Source organism: Streptomyces sp. NPDC051662, assembly GCF_040681655.1.
Classification (GTDB): domain Bacteria; phylum Actinomycetota; class Actinomycetes; order Streptomycetales; family Streptomycetaceae; genus Streptomyces.
Genome location: NZ_JBFAZD010000015.1, coordinates 200,566 through 224,345, shown reverse-complemented (window position 1 = coordinate 224,345; position 23,780 = coordinate 200,566). Strand labels below are relative to the sequence as shown.

The 23,780-nt window shown below is 68.6% G+C and carries 23 protein-coding genes, 1 tRNA gene, 1 pseudogene and 1 riboswitch; of the genes and pseudogenes, 8 read left to right on the top strand and 17 right to left on the bottom strand.

Features of this window, described 5'->3' with window-relative positions; all coding sequences use genetic code 11:
- Nucleotides 1–137: 137 nt before the first annotated feature.
- Both AB0M67_RS25175 and AB0M67_RS25170 read right to left on the bottom strand, forming a co-directional pair.
- A complete protein-coding gene (locus AB0M67_RS25175) occupies nt 138–1,016 on the bottom strand; it encodes a Bax inhibitor-1/YccA family protein (RefSeq protein WP_365748891.1) in 879 nt (292 codons plus the stop codon).
- Nucleotides 1,017–1,245: 229 nt separating this feature from the next.
- Nucleotides 1,246–1,328 (bottom strand) — tRNA-Leu (locus AB0M67_RS25170).
- Between the two features lie 432 nt (nt 1,329–1,760).
- On the opposite strand from AB0M67_RS25170, the gene AB0M67_RS25165 reads away from it, so the two are divergent.
- Nucleotides 1,761–2,531, top strand: a complete 771-nt coding sequence (locus AB0M67_RS25165; RefSeq protein ID WP_365748890.1) for an ABC transporter ATP-binding protein — start codon at nt 1,761–1,763, stop codon at nt 2,529–2,531.
- A gap of 268 nt (nt 2,532–2,799) precedes the next feature.
- The gene (locus AB0M67_RS25160) at nt 2,800–5,343 is read left to right on the top strand and encodes an FtsX-like permease family protein (RefSeq protein WP_365748888.1); all 2,544 of its coding nucleotides are present in this window, start codon (nt 2,800–2,802) and stop codon (nt 5,341–5,343) included.
- Between the two features lie 115 nt (nt 5,344–5,458).
- Here the strand turns inward: AB0M67_RS25160 and AB0M67_RS25155 are convergent, their stop codons facing one another.
- From AB0M67_RS25155 to AB0M67_RS25145, 3 genes are all read right to left on the bottom strand, one after another.
- The gene (locus AB0M67_RS25155; protein ID WP_365748887.1) at nt 5,459–6,808 is read right to left on the bottom strand and encodes a phospholipase D-like domain-containing protein; all 1,350 of its coding nucleotides are present in this window, start codon (nt 6,806–6,808) and stop codon (nt 5,459–5,461) included.
- Nucleotides 6,809–6,999: 191 nt separating this feature from the next.
- Entirely contained in the window at nt 7,000–8,304 is a 1,305-nt protein-coding gene (locus AB0M67_RS25150; RefSeq protein ID WP_365748922.1) for a cyclopropane-fatty-acyl-phospholipid synthase family protein, read from the bottom strand.
- 245 nt (nt 8,305–8,549) lie between these two features.
- A complete protein-coding gene (locus AB0M67_RS25145) occupies nt 8,550–9,935 on the bottom strand; it encodes an NAD(P)/FAD-dependent oxidoreductase (protein WP_365748885.1) in 1,386 nt (461 codons plus the stop codon).
- A 414-nt stretch (nt 9,936–10,349) separates the two neighbouring features.
- On the opposite strand from AB0M67_RS25145, the pseudogene AB0M67_RS25140 reads away from it, so the two are divergent.
- Both AB0M67_RS25140 and AB0M67_RS25135 read left to right on the top strand, forming a co-directional pair.
- Nucleotides 10,350–10,475: pseudogene (locus tag AB0M67_RS25140) on the top strand (SRPBCC family protein); the annotation flags it as partial.
- Nucleotides 10,476–10,635: 160 nt separating this feature from the next.
- A complete protein-coding gene (locus tag AB0M67_RS25135) occupies nt 10,636–11,760 on the top strand; it encodes an NAD(P)/FAD-dependent oxidoreductase (RefSeq protein WP_365748882.1) in 1,125 nt (374 codons plus the stop codon).
- A 1,310-nt stretch (nt 11,761–13,070) separates the two neighbouring features.
- Here the strand turns inward: AB0M67_RS25135 and AB0M67_RS25130 are convergent.
- The 3 genes from AB0M67_RS25130 to AB0M67_RS25120 are packed head-to-tail and all read right to left on the bottom strand — an operon-like array spanning nt 13,071 to nt 13,601.
- Nucleotides 13,071–13,262 (bottom strand): hypothetical protein, encoded by a 192-nt coding sequence (locus AB0M67_RS25130; protein ID WP_365748879.1) that lies wholly within the window; start codon nt 13,260–13,262, stop codon nt 13,071–13,073.
- On the bottom strand, nt 13,259–13,465 hold the full coding sequence (locus AB0M67_RS25125) for a hypothetical protein (RefSeq protein ID WP_365748877.1): 207 nt from the start codon (nt 13,463–13,465) through the stop codon (nt 13,259–13,261). The genes AB0M67_RS25130 and AB0M67_RS25125 overlap by 4 nt, the downstream gene beginning before the upstream one ends.
- Nucleotides 13,455–13,601: a hypothetical protein gene (locus AB0M67_RS25120; RefSeq protein ID WP_365748875.1), complete on the bottom strand. Its 147-nt coding sequence runs from the start codon at nt 13,599–13,601 to the stop codon at nt 13,455–13,457. Before AB0M67_RS25120 ends, AB0M67_RS25125 begins: the two co-directional genes overlap by 11 nt.
- 181 nt (nt 13,602–13,782) lie before the next feature.
- Between AB0M67_RS25120 and AB0M67_RS25115 the strand changes: the two genes are divergently transcribed.
- Both AB0M67_RS25115 and AB0M67_RS25110 read left to right on the top strand, forming a co-directional pair.
- The gene (locus tag AB0M67_RS25115; RefSeq protein ID WP_365748872.1) at nt 13,783–14,616 is read left to right on the top strand and encodes a helix-turn-helix transcriptional regulator; all 834 of its coding nucleotides are present in this window, start codon (nt 13,783–13,785) and stop codon (nt 14,614–14,616) included.
- Nucleotides 14,613–14,843: a DUF397 domain-containing protein gene (locus AB0M67_RS25110; RefSeq protein ID WP_365748870.1), complete on the top strand. Its 231-nt coding sequence runs from the start codon at nt 14,613–14,615 to the stop codon at nt 14,841–14,843. Before AB0M67_RS25115 ends, AB0M67_RS25110 begins: the two co-directional genes overlap by 4 nt.
- Here AB0M67_RS25110 and AB0M67_RS25105 read toward each other — a convergent pair.
- The 4 genes from AB0M67_RS25105 to AB0M67_RS25090 all read right to left on the bottom strand — a co-directional run bounded on the left by AB0M67_RS25105 (nt 14,822) and on the right by AB0M67_RS25090 (nt 16,871).
- Nucleotides 14,822–15,172, bottom strand: coding sequence for a cupin domain-containing protein (locus tag AB0M67_RS25105; RefSeq protein ID WP_365748869.1), 351 nt, complete (start codon nt 15,170–15,172; stop codon nt 14,822–14,824). The two genes, AB0M67_RS25110 and AB0M67_RS25105, sit on opposite strands and share 22 nt — an antisense overlap.
- Nucleotides 15,173–15,236: 64 nt before the next feature.
- The gene (locus tag AB0M67_RS25100) at nt 15,237–16,088 is read right to left on the bottom strand and encodes a helix-turn-helix transcriptional regulator (RefSeq protein ID WP_365748867.1); all 852 of its coding nucleotides are present in this window, start codon (nt 16,086–16,088) and stop codon (nt 15,237–15,239) included.
- Between the two features lie 23 nt (nt 16,089–16,111).
- On the bottom strand, nt 16,112–16,639 hold the full coding sequence (locus tag AB0M67_RS25095; RefSeq protein WP_365748865.1) for a DUF6879 family protein: 528 nt from the start codon (nt 16,637–16,639) through the stop codon (nt 16,112–16,114).
- Nucleotides 16,611–16,871, bottom strand: a complete 261-nt coding sequence (locus AB0M67_RS25090; RefSeq protein WP_365748920.1) for a hypothetical protein — start codon at nt 16,869–16,871, stop codon at nt 16,611–16,613. Before AB0M67_RS25090 ends, AB0M67_RS25095 begins: the two co-directional genes overlap by 29 nt.
- A 196-nt stretch (nt 16,872–17,067) precedes the next feature.
- On the opposite strand from AB0M67_RS25090, the gene AB0M67_RS25085 reads away from it, so the two are divergent.
- Both AB0M67_RS25085 and AB0M67_RS25080 read left to right on the top strand, forming a co-directional pair.
- On the top strand, nt 17,068–18,189 hold the full coding sequence (locus AB0M67_RS25085) for an adenosylhomocysteinase (RefSeq protein ID WP_365748863.1): 1,122 nt from the start codon (nt 17,068–17,070) through the stop codon (nt 18,187–18,189).
- 16 nt (nt 18,190–18,205) lie between these two features.
- Nucleotides 18,206–18,751, top strand: coding sequence for an NUDIX domain-containing protein (locus AB0M67_RS25080; protein ID WP_365748861.1), 546 nt, complete (start codon nt 18,206–18,208; stop codon nt 18,749–18,751).
- Nucleotides 18,752–18,829: 78 nt separating this feature from the next.
- Here AB0M67_RS25080 and AB0M67_RS25075 read toward each other — a convergent pair whose 3' ends face one another.
- From AB0M67_RS25075 to AB0M67_RS25055, 5 genes are all read right to left on the bottom strand, one after another.
- Nucleotides 18,830–19,819: a Ppx/GppA phosphatase family protein gene (locus AB0M67_RS25075; RefSeq protein ID WP_365748860.1), complete on the bottom strand. Its 990-nt coding sequence runs from the start codon at nt 19,817–19,819 to the stop codon at nt 18,830–18,832.
- Nucleotides 19,816–20,367, bottom strand: a complete 552-nt coding sequence (locus AB0M67_RS25070) for a DUF501 domain-containing protein (protein ID WP_365748858.1) — start codon at nt 20,365–20,367, stop codon at nt 19,816–19,818. The genes AB0M67_RS25075 and AB0M67_RS25070 overlap by 4 nt, the downstream gene beginning before the upstream one ends.
- Nucleotides 20,368–20,500: 133 nt before the next feature.
- A complete protein-coding gene (locus AB0M67_RS25065) occupies nt 20,501–20,974 on the bottom strand; it encodes a septum formation initiator family protein (protein ID WP_365748856.1) in 474 nt (157 codons plus the stop codon).
- Nucleotides 20,975–21,136: 162 nt separating this feature from the next.
- Entirely contained in the window at nt 21,137–22,432 is a 1,296-nt protein-coding gene (gene eno, locus AB0M67_RS25060) for a phosphopyruvate hydratase (RefSeq protein ID WP_365748854.1), read from the bottom strand.
- A 311-nt stretch (nt 22,433–22,743) separates the two neighbouring features.
- The gene (locus AB0M67_RS25055) at nt 22,744–23,460 is read right to left on the bottom strand and encodes a transglycosylase family protein (RefSeq protein ID WP_365748851.1); all 717 of its coding nucleotides are present in this window, start codon (nt 23,458–23,460) and stop codon (nt 22,744–22,746) included.
- Nucleotides 23,461–23,464: 4 nt separating this feature from the next.
- Nucleotides 23,465–23,640: riboswitch (cyclic di-AMP (ydaO/yuaA leader) on the bottom strand.
- Nucleotides 23,641–23,780 lie beyond the last annotated feature (140 nt).

The following is a 23,780-nucleotide window of genomic DNA, read 5'->3' as shown; positions in this document are numbered from 1 at the left end:
GGGGGGCCCCCCCGCCCCCTGACACCCCCCCACCCCCCACCCTACACCCCCCCCCCCCACACCCCCCCTGGGGGCCCGCGCCCCCCCCCCCCCCGCACCCCTTCGTGCTGTGCGGCCCGGACTCGGGCCGTATGGCGTCAGTCGTTGCCTTGCAGGATCGAGAAGAGCCGCAGCATCTCCAGGTAGATCCAGACCAGGGTCAGCGTGAGACCGAAGGCCGCGAGCCAGGACTCCTCGCGCGGAGCGCCGTACGCGACGCCGTCCTCGACCTGCTTGAAGTCGAGCGCGAGGAAGCAGGCGCCGAGGATGATCCCGACGATGCCGAAGATGATGCCAAGACCGCCGCTGCGGAAGCCGAGGCCGTCACCGCCGCCGAAGACGCTGAAGAGCAGGTTGGCGACCATCAGGAGCACGAAGCCCATGGCAGCGGCCATCACGAAACCGTAGAAGCGCCGGGTGACCCGGATCCAGCGCATCTTGTAGGCGAACAGCACACCGGCGAAGACCGCCATCGTGCCCATGACCGCCTGGACGACCACACCGGGCGCGAGATAGGTGCTCACCGCGGAGCTGATCACACCGAGGAAGACACCCTCGAAGGCGGCGTACGCCAGGATCAGCGCGGGCGTCGGCCTGCGCTTGAAGGACTGGACCAGCGACAGGACCATCGCCACCAGCGCGGCACCGATGGCGATGCCGTACGACTTGCCGAGGTTGGCGGGGTCCACCGGCAGCAGGACCCACGACAGGACGGCGGTGAGCACGACCGTGCCCAGCGTCATGCCGGTACGGCTCACGACGTCGTCGATCGTCATGACGTCGGGGCGCGCGGGCGCCTGCGGGCCGCCGAGCTGGGTGCCCTGCTGCGGGGCATAGGGGTTGGTGGCGTACGGGTTGGTCGCGTACGGGTTGGTTCCTACAGCGGGGCCCCCGGCCTGCGGCGCCGCGTTGAAGCCCGCGTGGCCGTTGTCGCGGCTGAAGCCCCGTCGCGAGAAGACCGGGTTACTGCTCCTCATCTCACTCCTCCATGGCCGCCCTGCGCGGCCTTGGGACAAGAGTAATGGGAGCGCAAAGCGTACGCCCTAGTGCTCGGGGAGGATCTTTCCAGGATCGTGACGTCCGCTGGGTGCATCTCGTCACACCGGCTGTCACCCCGGTGGTCACTCCGGAGCGCTCCCGTCTCACCGGAGCGCTTCCGGCCCGGCGCGTCCACCGGTGCCGGCCGTCCGGCCTTCGCCGGTGATGTGCCCGGAGCCGGACTTGAACCGGCACGCCCCCGAGGGGCAGCGAGGTTTAAGCTCGCCGTGTCTGCATTCCACCATCCGGGCAAGGCGCGCGACGCCGCGTTGGCACAGGAGCCTATCGGGGCACACCACTCGAACAGCCGAGCGGCTACCCGATGTTGTCTTATTTTATTGACGTCTGAGGGTGCGTCAGACCACGTAACGAGTCGTCGGCACATGCCCGGCGGGGGTGGTCATCCCCGACCGGGGCGTGCAGGAATGACGAAAAGTCGCCGCCCGGTCACGCATTCGGCATCGTCGCCGCGTACACGCGGCACGGAGACGGCCTCGAACACGGCCGCGAACCGACTTACGGCGAACCCGTCTCAGGGGTCGTGTCATCCCCGAGGAGGAGGGCGCGGCCCGGCGGTCAGCCCCAAGAGGGCCCCGGGAACGGTTACCGCGGCGGACGACTCGCGCTCCGCCCGCCATGAGGATGGAGAAGTCCTCACAGCACACCGACAGGAGAGTCCTCCCGTGACCACCACCTCGCTCGCCCACCGCGCAACCGCCGTGGCCGCCCGCGCCTCCGATCTGTCGAAGGTCTACGGCCTGGGCGAGACCCAGGTGGTCGCCCTCGACCATGTCTCCGTGGACTTCCGGCAGGGAGAGTTCACCGCGATCATGGGCCCTTCCGGCTCCGGCAAGTCCACGCTGATGCACTGCGTGGCCGGCCTCGACAGCTTCAGCGGCGGTTCCGTGCGGCTCGGTGAGACCGAGCTGTCGACGCTCAAGGACAAGCAGCTCACGCAGTTGCGCCGGGACAAGATCGGCTTCATCTTCCAGGCGTTCAACCTGCTGCCGACCCTGACCGCCCTGGAGAACATCACGCTCCCGATGGACATCGCGGGCCGTAAGCCCGACAAGGCGTGGCTGGACCAGGTGATCTCGATGATCGGGCTCGCCGACCGGCTCGGCCACCGGCCCACCCAGCTCTCCGGCGGGCAGCAGCAGCGCGTGGCCGTCGCCCGCGCGCTGGCCTCCCAGCCCGAGATCATCTTCGGTGACGAGCCGACCGGGAACCTGGACTCGCGCTCCGGCGCCGAGGTGCTGGGCTTCCTGCGCAACTCCGTTCGGGAACTGGGCCAGACCGTCGTCATGGTGACGCACGATCCGGTGGCCGCCTCCTACGCGGACCGTGTCATCTTCCTCGCCGACGGCCGGATCGTCGACGAGATGCTGCACCCGAGCGCCGACGGTGTGCTCGACCGGATGAAGGCCTTCGACGCCAAGGGCCGTACGAGCTGACGCTCCGCCGGCTCCGTTCTGTCCGTACGCCCCTACGCCCGTACGCGGCCCCTGGGCCGTCACCGTCCGACCGGTCCGTACGAGCTCATGCGTGACGGTTAACCCGTACGGGGTGCTTCTCCCGTGCGTGGCCCTTGACCCGTACGCGGCCCACTCGCGCTGACGCTCCGGCAGTCGGCCCCCCGCCTCCGCCCCCTCGGTCCGGTCCGTCGTGTCGGCCCGTCTGTTCGGCCTGCCCTCTCCGCCCACCCTCACCAGGACTTCCACCATGTTCCGTACCGCCTTGCGCACCGTGCTCGCGCACAAGGCCAGGCTGCTGATGACCGTCCTCGCCGTCATGCTCGGCGTCGCCTTCGTCTCCGGCACCCTGGTCTTCACCGACACCCTCGGCAACGCCTTCCAGAACCAGTCGGCCAAGAGCTACAAGGACGTCGCCGTCGGCGTCACCTCGTACGACAAACGTGACTCCGGCGACGGCTCCGACGCCGGCTCTGACCCCGGGGTCAGCCAGGAGACCATCGGCAGGATCGGGGCCCTGGACGGGGTCGCCTCCGTCACCGCCCGGGTCAGCGGCTTCGCCGGGGTCGCCGACCCCGACGGCAAGCTGATCGGCGGCGGCTGGGCCAACAACGGCTCCAACTTCGCGCCGGGCAAGGACGGCAAGGACCCCTCCTACACCTTCGTCGAGGGCACGGGACCCACCAAGGACGGTGAGATCGCGCTCGACAAGGCGACGGCGGCCAAGGGGAAGTACACGGTCGGCAAGCCGGTACGGGTCGCCTCCAGCGGGCCGGTGAAGGAGTACACCCTCGCCGGTGTCTTCACCACCGAGGACGGAGAGGTCAACGCGGGCGGCAGCCTGGTCCTCTTCGACACCGCCGTCGCGCAGAAGCTCTATCTGGAGCCCGGCTTCTTCAGCGATCTCACCATCACCGCCAAGGCCGGCGCCTCCGAGAGCACGATCCTCGACGAGGTCGCGCCCCTGCTGCCGGACAACGCCACGGCGAAGACCGGTGAGCGGCTCGCCTCCGACCAGGCCGAACAGATCGAGTCGAGCCTGAGCGGCATCAACCAGATGCTGCTGGCCTTCGCCGCCATCGCGCTCTTCGTCGGTATCTTCCTGATCTCCAACACCTTCACCATGCTGGTCGCCCAGCGCACCAAGGAACTTGCGCTGCTGCGCGCCGTCGGCGCCTCCCGCCGCCAGGTCAAGCGCTCGGTGCTGGCCGAGGCCGCGGTGGTCGGCGCGATCGCCTCGACGATCGGATTCGTCCTCGGCATCGGGCTCGCCGTGGCGCTGCGCTCGGCGATGAACATGGCGGGCGCGAAGATGCCCGCGGGCGCGCTGGTGATCTCGCCGACCGCCGTCGGCGCCGCCTTCGGTGTCGGGATCCTGATCACGCTGCTCGCCGCCTGGCTGCCCGCCCGCCGGGCCGCGAAGATCCCGCCGGTGGCCGCGATGAGCAGTGTGCACGGCGTGGCCACCACCAAGTCGCTGGTCGTGCGCAACTCCATCGGCGGTGTGCTGGCCCTGCTCGGCTCCGCCGTGATCGTCGCGGGCGCCGCGGCCGGTTCCGACGGCCGGCTGCTCATCGGTGCCGGCGCGTTCCTGACGATGGTCGGTGTGATCGTGCTGATCCCGCTGCTGTCGCGGCCGGTCATCGCGCTGGTACGGCCGTTGCTGCTCCGGGTCTTCGGGGTGTCCGGCAAGCTGGCCGGGCTGAACGCCGTCCGCAATCCGCGGCGTACGGGCGCCACCGCCTCCGCGCTGGCCATCGGACTCACGCTGGTCACCGGGCTGACGGTGCTCGGTGTCACCATCGGCCAGGCCGTGGACAAGATGACCACAGACAACATCAAGGCCGACTACATGGTGACGATGGCGGGCGGCGGCCGGCTGGACGAGTCCACGCTCACCGCGCTGGAGAAGGCGCCGGGCGTGAGCGCGGTCTCCCCGCAGCAGATCTCGTCGCTTGAGGTCAAGGGCCGCTTCCACTCCGCCTCCGCGGTCACCCCCGGGGACATCGAGAAGGTCATCAACATCGCCTCGGTCTCCGGCTCGCTCGACACCCTCGCCCAGGGCGGGATCGCGGTGGCCGAGGACACCGCCAAGTCCAACGGCTGGAAGGTCGGTGACACCCTGTCGGTCACCTACGACGACGGGAAGACCGGCACGCTGAAGGTCGGCGCCACCTTCGAGAAGAACGAATTCCTCTCACCGGTGCTGATGTCGACCGAGGTGGCCGCGGCGCACGAGGCCAGGGCGTCCATCCCCGAGGTGTGGCTGAAGATGGACGGCGGCGCGAGCGCAGCGCACGAGCAGGCGCTGGTGGATGCGCTCGGCAAGAACCCGGCGATCACCATCATGGATCAGCAGGACATCAGGAACCAGTTCGGCGGTCTCATCAACACCGCGCTGAACATCATGTACGGCCTGCTGGCCATGGCCCTGGTCATCGCGATCCTGGGGGTCGTCAACACGCTGGCGATGTCCGTCTTCGAGCGTCAGCAGGAGATCGGCATGCTGCGGGCCATCGGCCTCGACCGGGCCAAGGTCAAGCGGATGATCCGGCTGGAGGCCGTGGTGATCTCGCTCTTCGGCGCGGTGATCGGGGTGGGCCTCGGATCCTTTGTGGCCTGGGCGATCGGTCAGACCATCAAGGACCAGATCCCTGGTTACGCGCTGGTCATCCCGTGGGACCGGGTCGGGCTCTTCCTGGTGCTCGCCGGGGTGGTGGGTGTGCTGGCCGCGCTGTGGCCCGCGCGCAGCGCCGCGAAGCTGAACATGCTGACGGCCATCAAGACCGAGTAGCGCGGGACGGGGGCGGCGCACGGGACGGCGCCGCTCACGGGAGAGGGGCGGAAGAGGGCGGAAGAGGGCGGAAGAGGGCGGGACCCCAGGACGGGGCCCGCCCTCTCCCGCGTTCTCAGGTGCCGGCGCAGTACCGCATCAGATGATCGTGGTTGGCCTCGTACTGGTCGTGGATCACGTCGTTGTCGATCTTCAGCAGGGTCTCGTCATTGGAACGCAGCGCCTGCCACGAGTAGTTGTGGCTGCCCGTCCAGACGATCTTCCGGTCGGCGACACCGTCGTACGTACCCTTCACCAGCAGGTACTTGGAGTGCAGCCCGATCTTCGGCGCCCCGTTCGTGGGCGGGTTCTCCCAGCACTCCACGCGCTGGGTGAGCTTGCCCGAGACGATGGAGGTGACGGTCCTGCCGAGCGACGGTACGCCGACGCCCCCGCCGTTCGGATTGCCGTCGCCCGCCAGATACACCAGGCAGCCCGCGTTCTTCATGGCCACGAGCTTGCTCGCGATCTGGTCGCGGTAGAAGAGGTTCGCCGCCATCCGCACCTCGGAGTGGTGCGTGGACGAGCAGGCGACCTTGTCGAGGACGAGCTTGACGGTGTCGGTGGCCGGGTCCTTCCGGTAGTCCGTGCCGGAGGTCTCCCGGCGCGGGAAGAAGTACGTCTTGTACGCGGGGTCGGTCGCGCTGGACGGCGTCCGGTAGTACGTCGCGAGACCCGCGCCCGAGGCGCCGTACCTCAGCTGGTCGGAGAAGTACGCCGCGTAGTTGTCGTAGAGACCGGGGTCGGCGATCGTCACGGCGTTGTTGAACAGATCCGTGCGCTGGGTGCCGGTCATATTGGCCGAGGTCTGCACGACGACGTTCTCCACGCCTCCGGTGCGGGAGAAGAGGAAGAACTTGTTGTGGTTGATCGCGCGGCTGCCGATGGCGCGGTTGCCGACGCACGAGCGGGTCGAGGGACAGGACATCACCCAGGACGGCCGGGTTCGGTCGGTGCCGAGGCCCGCCGCGAGGTTCTCGTACTCACCCCCGGCGGTGACCGTCGCGTGCGATTTGTGGTCCAGGATCGCCCGGACGGCGACGCCGCGTTCCTTGGCGGCGATCAGGGCCTCGCGGACGCTGTCGTCGGTGAAGGTGTACAGGGACACGGTGATCGAGCTGCCCGCGGCGGCGCCGCCGACCAGCGAGACGACATGGTTCCTGATCCTGTCCCGCTGGGCGGGGGTGCCCGCGGGGTCGTTGAAGATCGCGCCGGTGGTGACCGGGGCGGCGGGCGCCCCGGCCGCTAAGAGAGACTGCGACGAGGCTTCGGGCTCGGCCTTGGACGGGGATTCCGCCTCGGACGGGGCATGGAACTCGGACCCGTCGTCCCCGTCGGCCCACGCGGCGTCAGGGACGGCCACGACGGACATCAGGGCGACGGCCAGGCCCAACAGCCGGATTCTGCGGTGGCGATGGCGGTGCACACCGGCCTCCTGTTCGGTTTCGGCTCAGGGAGCGCGTGTCGGGAGCACGTACCGCGGGCACGGAAAACGGAGCCGCCGGGCAGGGATGTGCCCGGCGGCTCCGTCATTCGGGCCCGGACGGCAGAACGTACCAACTCCCCCGCCGTCATCCGGGCCTACTCACCTCTTTGTCACCCGCACGATGTCCCGCGTCAGCCGCCCCACACGCGCGCTCGCGCCGGCATCCCGGAGGCACCGCTCTCCGGGGTCCTCACGGCCAGGATCTGGTTGACGCCGATCTTGTTCCGCTCGAAGGAGAGCGCGGACGCCGCCATGTAGAGGCGCCAGACGCGGGCGCGTCCGGCGGAAGTACCGCGTACGGCCTCGGCCCAGTGGTCCTCCAGGTTGGCCACCCAGCGGCGCAGGGTCAGGGCGTAGTGCTCCCGGATCGACTCGACGTCGCGGACCTCGAAGCCCGCCTCCTCCAGCGTGGCGACCGTCCTGCCGAGCGGCGCGAGCTCGCCGTCCGGGAAGACGTACGCGTCGATGAACTCGTCGATGCGGTACTTGCTCTCGTCCTGCTCGGGCCGGCGGGCGATCTGGTGGTTGAGCAGCCGGCCGCCCGGCTTGAGCAGGGCGTACAGATCGTCGGCGTACTCGCGGTACTTGACCGAGCCCACGTGCTCGGCCATCCCGATGGACGAGATCGCGTCGTACGGTCCGTCCCTGACGTCCCGGTAGTCCTGGACCCGCAGCTCGATCCGGTCGGTGAGACCCTCCTCGGCGACGCGCTTGCGCGCGTAGGCGGCCTGCTCCCGCGAGAGGGTGACACCGGTGACGCGAACGCCGTACTCGCGGGCGGCGTGGATGGCCATCGAGCCCCAGCCGCAGCCGACATCGAGCAGCCGGTCGCCCTCCTTGAGGCCGAGCTTGCGGCAGATCAGATCGAGCTTGTCGCGCTGTGCGTCCTCAAGGGTGAAGCCGTCGCCGTCCCCGTCGCCCCAGTAGGCGCACGAGTAGACCATCGAGGGGCCGAGCACCAGCTCGTAGAAGTCATTGCCCACGTCGTAGTGGTGGCTGATCGCCGCCCTGTCGCGGCGCTTGGTGTGCAGCGCGCCGTGCCGCCGCCGGATCTCCTCGGCGGGCGGGGCGGGCGGCGGCCAGGGGCCCGCGATCTGTACGAGGCCGCGCGCGACGGCCCGCATACGGGGGTCGAGTACGGGATGCGGCTCGTCCTTGGTGTCGGCGCCGCGCTCCCAGATGAGCCCGGCGAGGAGTCCCAGGGCCTCGAAGAGATCGCCCTTCACATCGATCTCCCCGGCCACCCAGGCGCGCGCGAGCCCCAGTTCGCCGGGTTTCCACAGCAGGCGACGCAGGGCACGACGGTTACGGATGATCAGGGTCGGCGCGTCCGGGGGACCCGATTCGCTGCCGTCCCAGGCACGGATACGGACCGGGAGCGGGGCCCCCAGCAACTCTTCGGCAAGAGTGGTCAGCCGCAGTGCGGCGTCGGCCATGGCGTACACCTCCGTCATGAGGAATACCGGAAATGCTCAACACCACGTAAACACCGGTCGGGTGTGGTCGCAGTCCCGGCGACGCGCAATGAGACGGCAAAATACCTGCATCTACCACGCACTTTGGGGTGGATGTGCGCCCTTTGCACCCCCGGGCCGGGGAGGCCCACCGCGCCCGGGGCACACGAAAGGGCCGCCCGCACCACGGATGGCGGACGGCCCTTTCGGGGTTCGGCGCGGCGGCGTCAGGAAGCCTTCGCCTTCTCCGGCGCGGACGGCGCCACGGCTGCCGCCGGGGTCGGCTTGGCCGCCTCGTAGAACTCCTCGCGCGGCGTCTCCATGGCACCGAGCGAGACGACCTCGCGCTTGAGGAACATCGCGAGCGTCCAGTCGGCGAAGACCCGGATCTTGCGGTTCCAGGTCGGCATGGCCATGCCGTGGTAGCTACGGTGCATGTACCAGGCCAGCCGGCCCTTGAGCTTGATCTTCATCTTGCCCATGACGACCATCGCGACGCCCTTGTGCAGACCGAGACCGGCGACCGCACCCTTGTTGGCGTGGCTGTACTCCTTCTGCGGGAAGCCCCGCATACCGGAGATCACGTTGTCGCCGAGGACCTTCGCCTGCCGCAGCGCGTGCTGCGCGTTCGGCGGGCACCAGGCGTTCGGGTTGCCGGCCTTGCGGCCGATGACATCCGGGACCTGGGCGTTGTCGCCGGCGGCCCAGATGTAGTCGGTGCCCTGCACCTGGAGCTTCTCGCTGGTGTCCACATGGCCCCGGGGGCCGAGCGGCAGACCGTAGCGGGCGAGCGCCGGGTTCGGCTTGACGCCGGCCGTCCACACGATGGTGTTGGAGTCGACCTCAAGGCCGTTGTTGAGCATGACGTGGCCGTCCACGCAGGAGTCCATGCCGGTCTTCAGATAGACCTCGACACCACGGCTCTCCAGGTGCTCCTTGCCCCAGGCGCCCAGCTTCGGGCCGACCTCGGGAAGGATCTTGTCGGCGACGTCGACGAGGAGGAAGCGCATGTCCTCGCGCTTCACGTTCGTGTAGTACTTGGCCGCGTCGCGCGCCAGGTCCTCGACCTCACCGACGGTCTCCGCACCGGCGAAGCCGCCGCCCACGAAGACGAAGGTCAACGCCTTGCGGCGGACCTCCTCGTCGGTGGTCGAGTCGGCCTTGTCGAGCTGCTCAAGTACGTGATTGCGCAGCCCGATGGCCTCCTCGATGCCCTTCATACCGATGCCCTGCTCGGCGAGGCCGGGGATCGGGAAGGTACGGGAGACGGCGCCGAGCGCGACGACGAGGTAGTCGAAGGGCAGCTCATAGGCTTCGCCGACGAGCGGCGCGACCGTGGCGACCTTGCGGTCCTGGTCAATGGTCGTGACCCGGCCGGTGAGCACCTCAGCCTTGGGCAGCACGCGTCGCAGCGGGACGACGACATGCCGAGGCGAAATGCTGCCGGCGGCGGCTTCGGGGAGGAAGGGCTGGTACGTCATGTACGAGCGAGGGTCGACGACCGTGACGGTCGCCTCCCCGTAGCGCATCTTCTTCAGAATGCGACGAGCTGCGTACAGGCCTACGTACCCACCGCCTACAACGAGGATCCTGGGACGCTCCGTGGTGCTCATGCCATCGAGTATCCACCCCTCTCAGGGGGGTGGCTCGTGAGCCCCTTCACAAGGTCAGGGCCCCCTAGTGCTACACTGCGCGGCCCGCGTGATCGACATCATGGTCCACAGGGGGAACCAGACGGCGGGTTTAGTCGTTGCCCACCCCTTGTGAGCTGGCCCTCAGCACTCAACCAGGGGTGAACCGCCCCGCCCCATTCATACGCGCGTAACGTGCCCGGAACCGCCCGGTATAAGGGCGCGGGGGCCCCTTGGGGCTAACAGACCGCCATCAGGAACAGCCCCGCCACTCCACAGGACCGATTTCCTTGTGAAGAAGTTCACGAACTTTCTCGCGGAGTCGTGGCGACTGCCCTTCAGGGGGTCTCCAAGGGCCGGGCGGACGGGTACGACGGGGAAGGCCGATTCGTTCGCACCGGGAGCGAGGTGGTGTTCACTCTTCGCCGACGGGCGGGGATGAGCGACGAGGACTTCCAACGCGACGCGGACGCGGTACTGGCCGACCTCACCACGCTCAAGCAGGTGATGGAGCGCGCATAGCGCTTCCCTCGTCTCCACCCGGGCCGTGCGGGGCGCGGTGTCGGTCATTTGTCGGGGGTGCCGGTTCCGATGTCGGTCGTCTGTCGGCCGAGGGCTGAAGCCTTGCCGGAGATCCTGCTGGGCACCCATCCAGCAGGCGTGCGACAGACAAGGAATCGACATGATCACTGGCGTCACGATCATCGGCGCCGGACTCGGCGGCCTCACGCTCGCCCGCGTCCTGCACGTCCACGGCATCCCGGCCACGGTCTACGAGGCGGAGACCTCACCGACGGCACGCGCACAGGGCGGGATGCTCGACATCCACGACCACAACGGCCAACTGGCCGTCCGGGCGGCCGACCTGATGGAGGAGTTCCGCGGCATCGTCCTGGAGGGCCGCGAGGCGCTACGGATCCTCGACCGGGACGGGATCGTCCAGTTCGACCAGGCCGACGACGGCACGGGCGGACGCCCCGAGGTGCAGCGCGGCGAGCTGCGGCAGATCCTGCTCGACTCGCTCCCGGCCGGCACCGTCCGGTGGGGCCACAAGGTCAGCGGCGTCCGCGCCCTCGGCGAGGGCCGCCACGAGGTGACCTTCGCCGACGGCGGCACCGTCGTCACGAACCTGCTGGTCGGCGCGGACGGCGCGTGGTCACGGGTCCGGCCGCTGCTCTCCGACGCCATCCCCGAGTACTCCGGCATGTCGTTCGTCGAGACCTACCTGTTCGACGCCGACACCCGGCACCCCGCTGCCGCGAAGGCGGTCGGCGACGGGACGATGTTCGCACTCGATTCGAGTGAGACGCAGATCGCGGCTCACCGGGAGAAGGGCGAGACCCTCCACACCTACGTCATGCTGTACAGGCCCGAGGACTGGTTCGCCGCGATCGACTTCACCGACCCCACCGCGACCGCCACACGGGTCGCCCAGGAGTTCGACGGCTGGGCCCCGGAGCTCACCGCCCTGATCACCGACAGCGACACCGCACCGGTCCTGCGCCCCCACTACACGCTGCCGGTCGGGCACCGGTGGGACCGAATGCCGGGGGTGACCCTGGTCGGCGACGCCGCCCACCTCATACCCCCGAACGGCGAAGGCGCCAACCTGGCCATGCTGGACGGCGCCGAACTGGGCAAGGCCCTCGCGGCGCACCCCGGCGACATCGAGGCCGCTCTCACGGAATACGAGCAGGCGATGTTCCCTCGCAGTACCGAGGTCGCCGAAGCCGAGGCCGAGACCTCTGCCCACGGCACACTTGAGGACATGATCAACTTCTTCGCCCAGAACGAGCAGCCGGTATGAGCCGTCGGTCGGGGGACGGGGACGGGGTCGGGGGCGGGGGCGGGGTGCGCGGGAGTGGAGTGGGGTGGCCCGGCACCGGCTCAGCGAGCTGATGTGGGTGGGTAGCTGGGATTCATGCCCCGCTGGTGGCGGTTCGACTTCGGGTGTGGGTGAGGGCCGAGGGGTATCCGGGGTGGGCCGGGGCCGGTCATGGCAGGTGGGGGCCGCCCCTAGGTTTCAGTTTCGCGGTTCCGGGTCGGGCGTCAAGGGCGCTCCTACGTCGCGTCGGCTACGCCGATTCCGCTTCGCTCCACCCTGGACACCCAACCCTCCACCGCAAGTGCAGCTTTGAGGGGGGCGGCCCCGGGGGAGGGGTCCCCGGAGAAGCACCCATGTGCGGAGGGTTCGTTCCCGGCCTCGGCTCGGTGGGTGGTCTGCGCAGCAGTGGAATGGGGCGGCCCGGCCCCGGCAAAGCGACTGACGGCATGTGGGAGGCCGGGAATCATGCCCCGCTGGTGGCGGTGTGTGGGTGGTGGGGTGGCTGTGACTTGGGAGGCGCCGATTGGGCGGGGCAGAGGAGGTGATGTGTCGTGGGGACGACTTAACCGAACCCAGGACGCATCACCCGCCGGAGCACTCCCCAAAGCCCTTTCCAAAGTGGGACATTGGGGGCAGGTGACAGGCTCGCCGCCTCGGCTGACAGGTGCAGGCGTCAATGGACTGTCACCAGCGGGGCATGAGTCCCAACACCTCACCCACATCAGCCCGCTGAGCCGGGGCCGGGCCGCCCCACTCCACTCCCGCGCGCCCCGCAGGGCCCACCGGGCTGAAAGCCGGGAACGAACCCCCGGAACAAGCGAGCTTCCCCGGGGACCCCTCCCCCGGGCCGCCCCCCTCAAAGCTGCACTTGCGGTGGAGGGTTGGGTGTCAAGGGTGGGCGTAGCCCATCGGCTTGCCGACGCGACGAAGGAGCGCCCTTGACACCCAATCCGCAACCGCGAAACTGAAACCTAGGGGCGGCCCCCACCCGAGACCACACGTCCTGGGTGAGCCCGACTACCCCTCGGTCCTCACCCGCACCCGACAACCAACCGCCACCAGCGGGGCATGAATCCCGGCTCCCCACATGCCGTCAGTCGCTTTGCCGGTGCCGGGCCACCCCACTCCACTCCCGCGCGCCCCGCAAGGCCCACCCACCCGAGGCCGGCAACCGGCCCCCGGAACAACCGAGCTTCCCCGGCGACCCCTCGCTCACAGCCGGCTCAGCATGGCCGCCACCACAATCACCCAGAGGCTCGCGCCGATCGTGACCGCGATGGCGGCGACGCGCGTCATTCGCGTTCCCTCGCACCCGGCGGCGGATAGCCGAAGATCCGCTCATACAGAGCCGCTTCGTCCGGCTCCTGGTAGGCGAACAGCGCTTCCCAGCGCTTGTACTCCCGGTGGGCACGCCGCCGACGTGGGCTGACCACCCGTACGGCGACTGAGAGCGTGCCCCTGAACCAGCGCCACGCGCGCTTCACACTCCACCCCTGCTGCTCCACTTGTTACGTTCCGCCACCCGCGCCCTGAGTTGTTCGGGCGACCCACCGGCGGGCTCGTCGCCGCGAGGGGCCTGCCCCTCCCCCTCCACGCCGAGCGGCTCCTTCCACACAAGGAGCGCGCCGTCCGCGCCGAACGTTTCGATCAGCAGGGACAGCAGCCGTCGCGCGTCGCTAGTCGCCATCGGACAACCGCCGCATCAGTCCGGCCTCAACTTCGCGCACCAGCGCGGGGGTTGCTGTCGCGTACCCGTCGCGCGGCACCCACTCGGGGACGAGTCGCCAGAAGTCCTCGTCGGTCTCTTCGGTCGGATCCACCACGTCGCACCCTTCTTACGATTAGTTACGAACCGTGTTCAGAGTGCGACGAGTCGCGCTAGCTTGGGAAGTGCCTCACCGTCCGACCTGCGCGTTGGGCGCTCTGGTCTGCCTTCGAGCGCCTGACCTGCATGAAAACGGTGGGTGGCTGTCATTCCCAAGCCAGTGGTCAAGGGGGATCCTTGTGACAGGGCAACACGGCGTTTACAGCACGGCCAGCAACCCGCGCCGGGCATTCGGTGAGGCGTTGCGTAACGCCCGCAAGCAGCGGAAAGCAGGCAGGCTCTCGCAATCTGACCTGGGGAGGTTGTCACATACGTCAAAATCCACCATCAGCCGCATCGAAGCCGGAGTTCCGCCGATCGCCAGCCATTTGCCCGCGCTGTTCGATCAGATCTTTGAGACGGACGGATACTTCAAGCGGCTGTACGAAGAGGTGGTCAATCAGTCCTTCCCGGCTCTGTTCCGTCGCCGCATGGCCATGGAACGTCAAGCCACAGCCATCTTCGAGTGGTCACCCACTCTCATCCCCGGCCTCTTTCAGACTGCCGAGTACGCCCGTCGACTGTTCCGCTCCAGCAATCCACGGGCGACCGACGAAGAGCTCGCAGGCATGGCAAGAGCGCGACTCGCTCGGCAGGAACTTCTACGGGGTGACGCGCCGCCGACCGTTCGCGTTGTGCTCTGTGAATCTGTAATCCGCCGTCGCTTCGGGAGTCGCGACATGATGCGTGAGCAACTGGCAGTACTCCTTGGGCACGGCGAACGGCACACCACACGCCTTCAAGTACTGCCGCTCGACGCGGAGGCGCATCTCCTCATGGATGGACCGATCACACTCCTGACAGCGCCAAACCATATGACTGCGGTCTGCGTTGAGGCATTCCGTACGTCGAGCATCCACGAAGATCAAGAACATGTCCGGCCGGCGATGAGTGCCTGCGATGATCTGACCAGCGAGGCGCTCTCGGCACGGGAGAGCGCTGCCGTCATCAGAAAGCACATGGAGTCACTTTGAATCTCAACCCCACGCCCACTGTGTGGGTCAAGTCGAGCTATACCAGCGGCGAAGGCGGCAACTGCGTCGAATGGTCCCCCTCCCACGCCCACTCCCACAACCTCGTCCCCATCCGCGACAGCAAAGCCCCCCACCTCCCCCACCTCACCGTCACCCCCCGCGCCTGGACCGACTTCGTAGCCTTCGCCACCACTCACGCCACCGCCTACGCAGACGCCGGCCAGTAGCGGATCTCCAGCATCGTGCACCCCGTCTCCGTCCGGTACGGCCCGTGCGGCATCCCCGGTGGCCGCGACGCGAAGTAACCCGCCGTGAACGTCGCGCCCAGCGTCAGGTCGTGCAGTTCGCCATCGAGGAGGTAGACCTCTTCGTAGTACTCGTGCCGGATGACCCCCGCCTCGGAGGTGTCCAGCCCCGGCGCCCAGCGGGCGAGACGAGTCAACTCACCCGCGTCGCCCGGGGCCGCGCTGAGCACCCGTTCCGTCACGCCCGGGTGCCCGTCGACGTCCTGCCACGGCAGGTCCGCCGCGTCGAGGAACTCATGCATGTCCTTCATCCGTGCCCTCCGCTCCCTCACTCGTCTGTGAACTCAACGGTTCTCCTCGAAGTAGCGAGGCGTGTCAACGCAGCACGTCGATTGCCCGCACGATCAGCGCACGGGCGCCTGCCCCGTACACCGCCATACTCCGCAGCGTCTCGAACGCCTTCGTGTACAGAGCGATCTCGCTCGGCTGTGTGTGCGTCACTCGGGCCGAGATCAGCTCGACTGAGACGAGGGTGTCGTCGTACATGTGGAACAGCTCCTGCGGGAAGAGGCTCCTGGCCGGCGTAGCGCTCGGAATGATGCCCAGTGACACCGCTGGAAGGGCCCCCGCCGTGAGCAGGTAGCCGAGTTGGGCCGCCATGGCGTCGTGGTCCCCCAACTGGTGGTAGAGCGCGGACTCTTCGATGACGAGGACAAAGCGGTGTCCGGCCTTGTTGATGATCTCCGAACGCGCGACTCGCGCCACGGCGGCCTGCTTCGCATCATCCGGGACATCGAGCAAACGGGCACTGCCGCTGAGGAGAGCACGCGCGTAACCCTCCGTCTGCAACAGCCCCGGAATGAGGTTCGGCGAGTAGACCCGAAACAGCTCGGTCGACTCGTACAGTCGCACATAGCTGTCTTGCAGGTGCCGAAGCCCGGCGCGTACCTGGCGTTGCCACTCGACGAACTGGGACTCCGCGTTGAGGGACTGCGCGATGATGTCCGGGGCCTGATTCACCGCGTCACAGGCCTTGCACCACCGTCGGATGTCGTCCGGGGAAGGCGGAGTCCGCGCGTTCTCGATGCGCGACGTCTTCGGATGGGTCCAGCCACAGCGCGCGGCCAGCTCACCGCCCGTGAGCCCCGCCTCGGCTCGGAGAACTCGCAGCCGGCCGGCGACGCGCTCGCGGGCAGCCTGTGCTGAGGACGAAGGGGATTCGGGCATGAGCCGGCCTGATGACCTTTGGGCTAGTTGATCGTGTAGTTCTCATGGGGCACGGCGCGCTCCCACACCGCGTCGAAGGCATCGGCACACAGCCTCGCCGTCGCAGGATCGTCGCTCATCTCCCCGCCCGCCGATGCCCCGTTTCCGGTGAAGTGGTTCCAGCGGATCAGCCGCCCGTCGATGAGCCAGAAGTCGTTGCCGGGCAAGGCCACATCAGAGGCTCGACGGCGCGCCAGCCATCGAACCTGCTCGCCTGCCTCCAGGTTGACGGGCGTTCCCGCGTGCTCGTAGCGGATGTAGTCGCTGACCGGTTCGGAGACGACGCGGACCCGGCGAACCACGACACCGCGCGTCACCGTGCGTCGGATCAACTCGACCCACGGCCCCCAGTAGGGAGAGCCGGGGTCGATGTCGCGTTGCCCCGTCGCTTTCCAGCGCGCGAAATCGCCGGCCTCGCTGTCCACCCCGTACGCGTCGCGCATTTCCAGATGACAGGCCGTCTGCTGTGCTCCGTCGAGGAGTTCAGCGAAGCTCGGTACCTTCTGCGACATCACACGCCTTCCTCAAGAACGGCACCATGCGAGCCGGAATCCGGATGACTGCCTCGTGATCGGGGATGCCCGTCGCGTGTCCTGGCAGCTCGAACACAGAGCACTCCGCTTCGAGTTCCGGCCCTGGCTTCCATCCCTGAATGATCAGTTCACTCGTACTTTCGTCGACCCACACGGTCGGGCTCTCCCCCGTACCGGTGTTGGGGTCGATGCCGATGAACCGTAGTTTCATCGCCGCCTCCGGCGCTCTTGGCGTGCACGGATGTGCACAACAATCGCCCTCCGAAGGTTCCGCGTCAAGGACATCATTCAGCCGAAGGACAGAAGGGCTGTGGGAACGCGTCGGCGTGAACATCGCTGCACATCGCTGGAAGCAGTGAGCATCACCTCTCTACCGTCAAGGTCTGACCATCAAGGGAAGTGAGTCCATGGAACAGTTCGAGCGCGCCCGGCTGGACGCCTACTTCGCGCGCGTCGCCGACGACTTCGCCCCGACCGAACGCCCGTCGTCCTTCCTGATCACTCATCTACTGCCCGAGCGTCCATCGTTCGTACAGGCAGTGGGAAGGAGCAGCGCCTTACGGGCCGTACTGCCCAAGCCGAAGTCCATCGCCCCGGCCGCACTGCGCGAGGTCGAGAGGACGACCCCGTGCGACTGTCTGACGCGCGACCTGTTCGAAGACGCGGACGCCGCAGTCGAGTACATCGAGTCGCGCGCGGCCGGCGAGGACGTCGTTCTACTGGATGTCGGCGGCTACTTCGCCCCCTCGCTCGACGCCCTGGGCGACCGCTTCTCCGGGCGTATCGTCGGCATCGTCGAAGACACCGAGAACGGTCACCGCCGTTACGCCGATCGCGACAAGCTGCCCTGCCCCGTGATCTCCGTCGCGCGCAGCCCGTTGAAGGACCCCGAGGACTTCCTCGTCGGGCAGTCCGTCGTGTTCTCCACCGAAGCCCTCATGCGTGGCCGCGGCGACATCCCGCACGGCCGCCCCGCGCTCGTGATCGGCTTCGGCAAGCTCGGTTCGAGCATCGCCCGCCTGCTCCACGCCAAGGGCGTACAGGTCACCGTGCACGACGTCGACCCTGTCCGGCGGACACACGCGCTCTCGCAAGGCTTCGCAGTGGCGCGGGATCGTGACGCCGCCCTGCGCGGCGCGGGCCTGGTCCTCTGCGCGACCGGCGCGGTGTCGCTGCGCGGCGAGGACTTTTCGAGCCTGCGTAACGGTGCCTATGTCGCGACGGTGACCTCATCCGAGGACGAACTCGACCTCGCCGCACTGCCCAGGGTCTACCAGCGGGCACCCCAAGGCGATCACGTCACGCGCTACTCAACGACCGGCCACTACTTCTACCTGCTCAACGAAGGTAACGCCGTCAACTTCCTGCACGGCGCCTCTGTCGGGCCCTTCATCTTCCTCGTGCAGGCCGAAATCCTCGCCGGAATCCGGATGCTCACCCGCGGCGACCTCGGACCCGGTATGCACGAGGTGGGCGCCGACGATCGGGCGACCATCGCGGCCACGTGGCTCAGCTACTTCAACCGATAAAGGACAGGAGCGCCCCATGCCGATCACGGCACAGCACGTGCGTGAGACGGTCATCGCCTACCTCACCGAACACCCTGACGAGAAGGACAGCCTGTCCGCCCTCGTCCGGACCCTCGACCGGGCAGGCGACACGATCGCCTCGCGCAAGGAGTTCCGGGGTCACGTCACGGCCGCCGCCGCACTGCTCCGCCCCGACGGCCGCGTACTCACCGTCGAGCACCGCGTGCTGGGTAAGTGGCTGCTGCCCGGCGGGCACGTCGAGGAGAACGACACGACGCTCGTCGCCGCCGCGTTGCGCGAGTTGGAGGAAGAAACGGGGATCGCTCCCGACCACGTCGAGCCGGACAGTGGCCTGCCTCTTCACATCGAGGTGCATTCGATCCCGGCGAACCCGGAGAAGGCGGAGCCGCGGCATCTTCACTTCGATTTCCGGTTCTTGTTCCGCACGACAACCGACAGGGTCGAACTGCGGGAGGAGGAGGTCACGGCGTACTCGTGGCAGTTCGCCGACGCGCTGACGGCCGAGCCTCTGCGCTCCCGCATCGTGATCGCCACAAGGTAGCGTCGGCCGCCGGAAACAGCCCGGCCCCGGTACCGCGGAGATACCGGGGCCGCTGTGGGTCAGAGCATCACCGCAGGTTCAGTCGCGCTTTCCGGCGGCATGGATCTCTTCCGCCGCCGCCCACGCGATCCCGTCCAGGATGTCGTGTTCGCTGACCACGACCTCCTGGGCCCCGGTCCGTTCCATGATCGCGAGGAGTACGAGGGCGCCCGCGCCGATGACGTCCACCCGGCCCGGGTGCATGACGGGGATCGCGGCGCGTTCCGCGTGTGTGGCGTGGAGCAGGCGGGTGACGATCCGCTGGACCTGGTCGTATGAGATCCGGGAGTGGTGGATCGCGGCGGAGTCGTACTCGGACAGGCCGAGCGCGATCGCGGCGACCGTGGTCACGGAACCGGCCAGGCCGACCAGGGTGCGGGCCTCGCGCAGGGGGACCGTCTGTTCGGCCAGGTCGAGGGCCGCCTCGATGTCGGCGCGGATCGCGGCGATCTCCGTATCGGTGGGCGGGTCGCTGACGACGCCGTCCCGTACGAGGTGGCGCTCGGTCAGCCGTACGCAGCCGATGTCCACGGAGCGTGCCGCGCGTACGTGATCGTCGCCGACGACGAACTCGGTCGAGCCGCCGCCGATGTCCACGACCAGGTAGCTGTCCCCGTCGGCCGGGCCCAGTTCCTTCGTCGCGCCGGTGAAGGAGAAGGCCGCCTCCTGGTCGCCGGTGATCACCTCGGGCTCCACGCCCAGAATGTCCAGGACCCCGCTGACGAACTCGTCGCGGTTCTCGGCGTCGCGCGAGGCGGAGGTGGCGACGAAGCGGACGCGCTCGGCGCCGTGTTCCTTGATGACGGCGGCGTACTCCCGGCAGGCGGCGAAGGTACGTTCCAGCGCCTCCGGGGCGAGCCGGCCCGTCCTGTCCACGCCCTGGCCCAGGCGGACGATCTTCATCCGGCGGTCGAGGTCGACCAGTTCACCCGTCTCGCCCGCGCCGGAGGCGCTGTCGGACACAGTGGCGTCGGCGACGAGCAGCCGGATCGAGTTCGTACCGCAGTCGATGGCGGCGACCCTGGTCATGCCCTGTCCCCCTCGTCGTCGGACGGACCGGATACGCACGGTGTCACGCACGGGCCCTTCGCCCACCACTCCGGCAGCATCGCGATCGCCTCGTCGCCCAGCGGGTTCACTCCGGGCCCCGCCGCCAGCGAGTGGCCGACCAGGACGTGCAGGCACTTCACCCGGTCCGGCATGCCGCCGGCGCTCGGGAAGCCCTCCAGGACCTCGATGGCGTCACGGCGGGCGATGTAGTCCTCGTGGGCCGCGCGGTACGCGGCGGCCAGCTCGGGGTCGGTCGCGAGGCGCTCCGTCATCTCCTTCATGACGCCGTTCGCCTCCAGCGTGCCGATGGCCGAGGCCGCGCGCGGGCAGGTGAGGTAGTACGTCGTCGGGAAGGGGGTGCCGTCGGGGAGCCGGGGGGCGGTCTCGACCACGTCCGGCTGACCGCAGGGGCAGCGGTGCGCGATGGCGCGCAGTCCGCGCGGCGGGCGGCCTAGCTGTTCTTTGAATGCCGCGACGTCCGCGTCGGTGGGTTCCGTGCGTTCGGTCTGCGGAGGGGGCGTGTCCATGCCTGCCTATGTAGGTTCTGCGGTTCTCGGGTGTTCTGTGGTTCTCGGGTGTTCTGTGGTGCTGAGTGTTCTGTCGTTCTCGGGCCGAGCGTGTTCTGTTCTGCTCTGTCCGGCTGTCCCCGGCCGTCCCCGACTATCTGTCCTGACGGTCCGCGTTGTCCACGCCGTCCAGCACATTCGAGTACCAGGGGCGGTCCGTCGCCCCCCGCTCCTCGCGGCGCTGCTCGCGCACCTCCGGGTCGATCACGGTGTAGCCGGTCTCCCCCGGCATCACGTAATGCAGATGCTCCCGGGCCAGCCGCTGGATATACGCGTCGTCCTGGAGCCGCGCCTTCTCGTCGCGCAACTCCTCGACCCGTAGCTTCGCCTCGCGGGTCAGCCGCTCCTGGTCGGCGATCTCGTTCCGCTGCGACACGTACTGCCGCATCGGATACGCGAGCGCCACCACCAGTGTGCACACGACCAGGGCGAGGAAAGCGGCCCGGCCGGTGAGCCGGGAGCGGCGGTCCTGCCTGCGGTTCTGCGAGCGGTAGACCCGGGCGGCCGTCTGCTCGCCGAGCAGTCGCAGCCTGGTCGCGGTGGAGAACCGGTCCCGGTTCCCGGCCATGGCTCGCCTCCCCTTTTACGTCCCCTGTTGTACGTACGTCCCCGGACACGGTACGGGACCGCGACCGGGGACGTACGGACGACGGGCGGAGCCGCCCCTCGCCCTCGTACCGACAGGATCAGGAAGAACGCATCCTATTAATTGTTCGCGGAGCGCATCCTCTTAATGGTTCGCGGAGCGAAACCGCGGGAACGCGCTGCGGCCCGCGTACACCGCCGCGTCGTCGAGGATCTCCTCGATGCGCAGCAGCTGGTTGTACTTGGCGACGCGCTCGGAGCGGGCCGGGGCGCCGGTCTTGATCTGGCCGCAGTTGGTGGCGACGGCGAGGTCGGCGATGGTGACGTCCTCGGTCTCACCGGAGCGGTGGGACATCATGCACTTGAAGCCGTTGCGCTGGGCCAGCTCGACGGCGTCCAGGGTCTCGGTCAGCGAACCGATCTGGTTGACCTTGACGAGCAGAGCGTTGGCCGAGCCCTCCTCGATGCCGCGGGCGAGGCGCTCGGGGTTGGTGACGAACAGGTCGTCGCCGACGATCTGGACCTTGGTGCCGAGCTTGTCCGTGAGGACCTTCCAGCCGGCCCAGTCGTCCTCGAAGAGCGGGTCCTCGATGGAGACGAGCGGGTACGAGGCGACGAGCTCCTCGTAGTACTCGGTCATCTCGGCGGCCGAGCGCGACTTGCCCTCGAACTCGTACGAGCCGTCCTTGTAGAACTCGGACGCGGCGACGTCGAGCGCGAGCGCGATGTCGCGGCCGGGGACGTAACCGGCCTCCTTGATCGCTTCGAGGATGAGGTCGAGCGCGGCGCGGTTGGACTCCAGGTTCGGCGCGAAGCCGCCCTCGTCGCCGAGACCGGTGGACAGGCCCTTCTGCTTCAGGACCTTCTTGAGGGTGTGGTAGACCTCGGCGCCCCAGCGCAGGGCCTCGGAGAAGGACTCCGCGCCGATCGGGGCGATCATGAACTCCTGGATGTCCACGTTGGAGTCGGCGTGCGAGCCGCCGTTCAGGATGTTCATCATCGGAACGGGCAGCAGGTGCGCGTTCGGGCCGCCGAGGTAGCGGAAGAGCGGGAGGTCCGAGGCCTCGGAGGCGGCGTGCGCGACGGCGAGGGAGACGCCGAGGATGGCGTTGGCGCCGAGCGACGACTTGTCCGGGGTGGCGTCCAGGTCGAACATCGCCTGGTCGATCAGGCGCTGCTCGGTGGCGTCGTACCCGACCAGCTCCGGGCCGATCTGCTCGATGACGGCGAGGACGGCCTTCTCGACACCCTTGCCCTGGTAGCGGTTCTGGTCACCGTCGCGGAGCTCAAGGGCCTCGAACGCACCGGTGGAGGCACCGGAGGGGACAGCAGCACGACCCGTGCTGCCGTCGTCGAGGCCGACCTCGACCTCGACCGTGGGGTTGCCTCGGGAGTCGAGGATTTCCCGGGCTACGACGACGTCGATGGACGGCACGAGCATCTCCTTCTGGGATGTGACGCTTGGAGTGCAGGGTCTCATTGGCCTTGCGACACGAGACTATCCGGCGCGGGGTGATCGGTCGGCCGGTGCCCGCCACCTAAGACGAAATGAGGCCCGATTCCCCCACGCCGGGGCCATGGCCGCCGGAAGGCGGGCCACAGCCGGAACCCCGGCCCGGCGCGTACGGGGGAATACGCGCCCGGCCGGGGCGGTCTCGGGTGGGGACGGTCTCCGGTGCGGCCCGGACGAGGCCGGGTGGGTCAGCTCAGGGGCTCAGGGGCTCAGAGGGGAGCCGTGGCCCGCAGAGGCCCTCAGCTCAGGTGGAGCTGCTGGCCCGGGTAGATCACGTCGGCGTCGCTGACGATGTCCTTGTTCAGGTCGAACAGCTTCTGCCAGCCGCCCTCGACGTCCTCGGCCTTGGCAATCTTGGAGAGGGAGTCGCCGGACTTGACCTTGTACTCGCCGTCACCCTTCTTGATCGTGGCGGGACGGCTCTCGCCGCGCGAGGCCGGCTGGGCCGCGCCGCGCGCGGTCTCCTGCTGCTTCGGCTGCGCCTGCTGCTGCTTGGGGGCCTGCCGCTGGGTCGGCTGCGACTGCTTCTGGGCGGGCTGGGCGGGCTGGGTGCTCTGAGTGGCGGAGCCACCGTCGTACGCGGCCCTGGACAGGCCCACGCCGCAGTTCGGCCACGCGCCCTTGCCCTGGCCGGCGAGGACCTTCTCGGCGACGGCTATCTGCTGGGACTTGCTGGCCTGGTCGGCGCGGGCGGCGTACGCGGTACCGCCGTAGGCGGCCCAGGTGGACGGCGTGAACTGAAGGCCGCCGTAGAAGCCGTTGGCCGTGTTGATCGACCAGTTGCCTCCGGACTCGCACTGCGCGACCTTGTCCCACTCGGCGGCGGTCGCGGCGGAGGCCGAGGTCGCACCGATCAGCGGGGCGGCGACGGCGGCACCGGTGACCCCGGCGAGCGTGGCATAGCGGACGGCCTTCGACGGGCGGCGGTGCTTGCCCTTGCTGGAACGCAGCAGCATGGAACATCTCCCTCACCGACGCCTACGAGGTCAGCTGTCGGGTTCGGGCCAAGTGAGTTGCCCGGCCGTGTGCTCTGTCGCACACGACTTCACCCCAAGCCGGTCCTCGGCCGTCTCTCGACGGCCGGAGCCCGGCACGAACCTTGGGTCCCCCGCTCCTGCCTACGGCGCTTGACGCGTCGGTTACTCCCCCCGACCGACGGCAGGATTCGGCGTGACGGTCGACGGGGCCCGCGGTGCGAGCGGTTCAGACCGTAATCACAGGTCCGCCCATTGTTCAAAGGAGAACATCAAGGAAAAATCGCCCTTACCTCCCCCTT

Coding starts and splice junctions, on each gene's coding strand:
- AB0M67_RS25175 (WP_365748891.1), bottom strand. CDS start 1,016: ATGAGGAGCAGTAACCCGGTCTTCTCGCGACGGGGCTTCAGCCGCGAC.
- AB0M67_RS25160 (WP_365748888.1), top strand. CDS start 2,800: ATGTTCCGTACCGCCTTGCGCACCGTGCTCGCGCACAAGGCCAGGCTG.
- AB0M67_RS25150 (WP_365748922.1), bottom strand. CDS start 8,304: ATGGCCGACGCCGCACTGCGGCTGACCACTCTTGCCGAAGAGTTGCTG.
- AB0M67_RS25145 (WP_365748885.1), bottom strand. CDS start 9,935: ATGAGCACCACGGAGCGTCCCAGGATCCTCGTTGTAGGCGGTGGGTAC.
- AB0M67_RS25135 (WP_365748882.1), top strand. CDS start 10,636: ATGATCACTGGCGTCACGATCATCGGCGCCGGACTCGGCGGCCTCACG.
- AB0M67_RS25125 (WP_365748877.1), bottom strand. CDS start 13,465: ATGGCGACTAGCGACGCGCGACGGCTGCTGTCCCTGCTGATCGAAACG.
- AB0M67_RS25105 (WP_365748869.1), bottom strand. CDS start 15,172: ATGAAGGACATGCATGAGTTCCTCGACGCGGCGGACCTGCCGTGGCAG.
- AB0M67_RS25100 (WP_365748867.1), bottom strand. CDS start 16,088: ATGCCCGAATCCCCTTCGTCCTCAGCACAGGCTGCCCGCGAGCGCGTC.
- AB0M67_RS25095 (WP_365748865.1), bottom strand. CDS start 16,639: ATGTCGCAGAAGGTACCGAGCTTCGCTGAACTCCTCGACGGAGCACAG.
- AB0M67_RS25090 (WP_365748920.1), bottom strand. CDS start 16,871: ATGAAACTACGGTTCATCGGCATCGACCCCAACACCGGTACGGGGGAG.
- AB0M67_RS25085 (WP_365748863.1), top strand. CDS start 17,068: ATGGAACAGTTCGAGCGCGCCCGGCTGGACGCCTACTTCGCGCGCGTC.
- AB0M67_RS25080 (WP_365748861.1), top strand. CDS start 18,206: ATGCCGATCACGGCACAGCACGTGCGTGAGACGGTCATCGCCTACCTC.
- AB0M67_RS25075 (WP_365748860.1), bottom strand. CDS start 19,819: ATGACCAGGGTCGCCGCCATCGACTGCGGTACGAACTCGATCCGGCTG.
- AB0M67_RS25070 (WP_365748858.1), bottom strand. CDS start 20,367: ATGGACACGCCCCCTCCGCAGACCGAACGCACGGAACCCACCGACGCG.
- AB0M67_RS25065 (WP_365748856.1), bottom strand. CDS start 20,974: ATGGCCGGGAACCGGGACCGGTTCTCCACCGCGACCAGGCTGCGACTG.
- eno (WP_365748854.1), bottom strand. CDS start 22,432: ATGCTCGTGCCGTCCATCGACGTCGTCGTAGCCCGGGAAATCCTCGAC.
- AB0M67_RS25055 (WP_365748851.1), bottom strand. CDS start 23,460: ATGCTGCTGCGTTCCAGCAAGGGCAAGCACCGCCGCCCGTCGAAGGCC.